The organism is Bacillus cereus group sp. N21, assembly GCF_016483395.1.
Classification (GTDB): domain Bacteria; phylum Bacillota; class Bacilli; order Bacillales; family Bacillaceae_G; genus Bacillus_A; species Bacillus_A pseudomycoides.
Window position 1 is genome coordinate 1 of the sequence record NZ_JAEHBX010000148.1, and the last position, 3,888, is coordinate 3,888.

Genomic DNA, 3,888 nt, shown 5'->3' on the forward strand with positions numbered 1-3,888 from the left:
TTTTTAGAGTAATAGTATCAGTATGTCCAAGATTTAGAGGTTACTTGCATGTATCTTGAAGTTTTTGCACCGGAACCTGAAGAAGGAAATATGACAGTGAAACAAATTTGTGAGATTACCAATGTTTCAAGATCAGCTTTATATAGGAGACTACAAGACAAAGTATAATAAAAATCACCCGATAAAATTGGAAATTTTTTCAGATGTGGCGGGTTATTCTTTGAATTGTTTCCGTGCCCCTATCATAATAAAAGGAGCTAAATTCTATATCTTAGCTCCCTGATTTGCAAATTATTTAATTATAAAGGCTACGATTGCTAAAACGATACACACAATCCCACTTAATAAGTGTCCTATTCCAGAACTCTGTCCATTAATTAAAAAGTTGAAAAGATTTTTTCTTGTTTGAGTTTTTCCTACGAATGCATCATACTTCTTCATTTTATATACACCCGATAAAATTAATGCTACACCAATAACGATAAGTAATACTTTTAAAGCCACTATATTTACCTCCACTTATTATGTATATGTTGAATTTTTCTCAATCATTTTTTAGTTGTTGTTATAATCGTGAACAACACTCGTCTATAATTTCTAAAAAATCATTATCAATTTTTATAAGTTAATTATTACATTTAAACGTTAAATAAACTATCTAATAACCTTACATAAAGATGACAGTTCTGTAAGGATGAAAGAAAACAAGCTATCTACAAAAACCTTTGTTTCTTGTTGTAGATATATATATTAAAAATATACTTTACACTCTCCATTGTAATTGCTCTATCTTTCCTCACAATATATCCATTTTAATTTTTCAACATATAAGTCGCTGCTATGCAGAATACAGCACGACCGCTACTTGCTTTCTCCTTTTGTTTGAAACCTTGCATGTAGCAGAAATAGCCTTAACGATTTAAAAAGAAAGAAGGTTGTAGATTGTTTTTCAATTTTTATACTACCGTGCGCGATAATATAAACAGACTGCAAAGCCTTCTGAAAAAAATGCCTTGCAGTCTTATAATTTCTTGCTTTATTTTATATTTTTTAACACCTAGTTATAGTTTTTATATGATCTTAACTGTTGTCTATCGTATAATGTCCATAACTATCAAAGATATGTTTTTTATATCCATTTTCTGTAGGGAGAACAACAGTTTCGTTTACATAAATCTCGCCATTGTCTTTAGCATAGAATGAGTACTGTCCAAACTGACTACTGGTGCGTGACCAAGCGATGAAACTTCCTACCGTAGCTTCTCCAGAATCCTCGAAGCTATGCCATTTATCATTGATTTTTTGCCAGCCTGTTTGCATTTCGCCTTTATCATTATAATAGTATGTTTTACCGTTAGTTTTTACAAAACCTGTCTGTTTAGCTTCTCCTTCATGATTAAAATAATATTTTATTCCATCAATGGTTTCATGACCATCAAAAGTAAAGTGTCTGCCACCATCAAAGTGATATTTTTTACCATCAACTTCCTTCCAACCGGTATAGTTAGCCCCTTCTTCTAAGCCGTAATATACCAATAAAGGCTGCTCTTTTCCATCCAAGTTCAATCCAGGTATAGAAATTTTAGAGACCCCATTTTTTCTAATAGAACCGTCTTTTTCAAATACTAACTCTTTGTCTTCAAACCGAACAGTAGTAGTGATACTTAGCTCTTCTCCATTTATCCTAGAAACTCTCTCAAGTGCGCCTTTGTCAGAAAAATGAAGAATGCTATTTTGATCTTCTAGACGTATTTCATGTTTAAGGACCACATAACCTCCGAAATAATAAATTTCACCATCGATTTCCCGCAAACCTTTTTCAACAAGCTCTCCAGAAGCATCAGAATAGCAACGACCATCACTGCCACTCTTGCTCCATGCTGATCGTTGCAAAGCGCCAGAATCATTGAAATTATAAAACTTACCCTCAATCCGTACATCAGATTTATTTCTCGCCGTAAACAATTCGCCATTAGACGGATCAAAATAATAAGTATTACCCTCAATTTCCTGCCAACCCTTCAAGAGGAATCCATCAGAACCTGCATAAAAATAATTATCAATGAGTTTTACCCAACTGTTCTTTATCACGTTTCTAGAAGAATCTCTTGCAATCCGTTTAGTAGGATCCTTTTCATCAGGTAGTAACTCTATTCCGTCATGCTCCTGTCTATCATTTTCTTTACCTGGATACCACTCTCTTAACCAGTTATGAATTTCATTGTTGCTTTTTGCAGCGAAACGAATGTTAGAACCCCACCCCTTATTAGTAGTGAATTCTCTACCGTGGTCCGGAGTATCAGTTAAACGTGCTCCATTCTTGTTAATCAAATTAAACTGAAATTTATTGTTACCAGAATTTTCAATTTGGACAAGTTCCAATACTTCGTCATCGCCAATCGAATCTGAATATTGAAGTTCATTTCCTTCTTTCCCTGAAAGATACTTCGACCCTTTTTTTAGCACTACTTTATTGCTTCCTTTTTTATACGGGATAATTTGATAAATTGTATCGCCATCAAATGAAAGCTGTTCTAATACAAGATTTGCTTCAAAAATCAGATTAGTATCTGCAACTACATTTACTATGCGGTTATTAAAATCTGCAAGAGCTTCAGGATCATTCGTAACATAATTAGAAAGAGCCTCTTTGCCCACTGTCTTTGAAGTACTTGTTCCTAGCATTCGTTTGTCTTCTGGTAATTTTCCGAAAAGTTCTCGCTCATTAACACCAGCAGCAGCCAATCCACTGCTAAGATAAGCATTTGGGAACTGTTGTTTTACAAATTTCCATCCTAGCTCATTTATACGACCACTATTGTCACTTTCTAGATAATAAGTTTTGAAATTCGTAAGTGAAACACCGGTCTTTCCTTCATCTAATTGTTTTTGTGTAATATACAAAATATCATGTTTAGATAGTTCTGGTTCATCAGGAGTTAAATCTACTACTGTACCAGCGTCCTTAATACGAAGTTGTTGTCCATGCTTGATTGTTTTATATTCAACTTTTCCATTGGGATAAGCAATTTTAACCTTCTGGCTAAAATCTTGATTTTTATAATAATCAAATACAGTAATCCCAAACTCTCCTTTTTTAAAAGTAGGAGCCAGGTAAGTAATGTTTTCCCAAAAATTATCATAACTACTTTTTGCATTAGCATCCTCTAAATATTTAGTAAAAGCCTCTTTACCAAATGCGTCATATACACTTCCAAGTGTTGTAACAATCGTTCCGAACGTATCAACATCTGCTTTCACTTTATGTTCTGTTACTGGGTTGGAGCTGAACAGAATCCCCATTGCAATTCCTACAGGGAGGACTTTTCGCATACTTTTTTTTGCTTTTCCATTCATAATTGTTTTCCTCACTTTGTTCTACCCTATTTTTTTCTATTTATTAAACTGAATTTAACGTTCCGAAGTTTATCTTAGTTTAAATACCTTTCATTTTTCTTTCGAAAGTGTTACAAAACTCTTTCGTTAAAATCGTATAAAATTCCGAATTTTATACGATTTTTCCGGATTTTTTCAGCTTGGCCCCATGCCCATTAAACGAAGGTTTTGAAGTATCCCCAAAACAAAATTTTTATTTATAAAATGAATTAAGTAGTAAACAAGAAAGGCTGGCAAAATGCCAACCTTTCTTGTTTTTTGAGTATCAATTTTTTATTTTAATAAATCAATAATAACTAAAAGGAATGGTTTGTCGCGTTCTTGTTATACAAAGGCCTTTTCTTAAGATATGTCATAATTACACCAATAAATAATAATAAAGGTGTAGTAACGAAAATTCCAGGTAAACCGAAACGGTTCTGTTGCAAAGTTCTCTAAACCACGTTACATTTTAGGAAAATGAGTAGGAGCACAATAACATGAGATATTTTA

2 protein-coding genes and 1 pseudogene are annotated in these 3,888 nt (G+C 33.2%); 1 reads left to right on the top strand and 2 read right to left on the bottom strand.

The window, feature by feature from the left end; genetic code table 11:
- Positions 1 to 78: 78 nt before the first annotated feature.
- A pseudogene (locus tag JDS96_RS29845) lies at positions 79 to 168 on the top strand (helix-turn-helix domain-containing protein); the annotation flags it as partial.
- A gap of 123 nt (positions 169 to 291) precedes the next feature.
- Here JDS96_RS29845 and JDS96_RS29850 read toward each other — a convergent pair.
- Positions 292 to 504, bottom strand: a complete 213-nt coding sequence (locus tag JDS96_RS29850; RefSeq protein WP_199669010.1) for a hypothetical protein — start codon at positions 502 to 504, stop codon at positions 292 to 294.
- A 576-nt stretch (positions 505 to 1,080) separates the two neighbouring features.
- The gene (locus JDS96_RS29855; RefSeq protein ID WP_199669011.1) at positions 1,081 to 3,357 is read right to left on the bottom strand and encodes a cell wall-binding protein; all 2,277 of its coding nucleotides are present in this window, start codon (positions 3,355 to 3,357) and stop codon (positions 1,081 to 1,083) included.
- Positions 3,358 to 3,888: the final 531 nt, after the last annotated feature.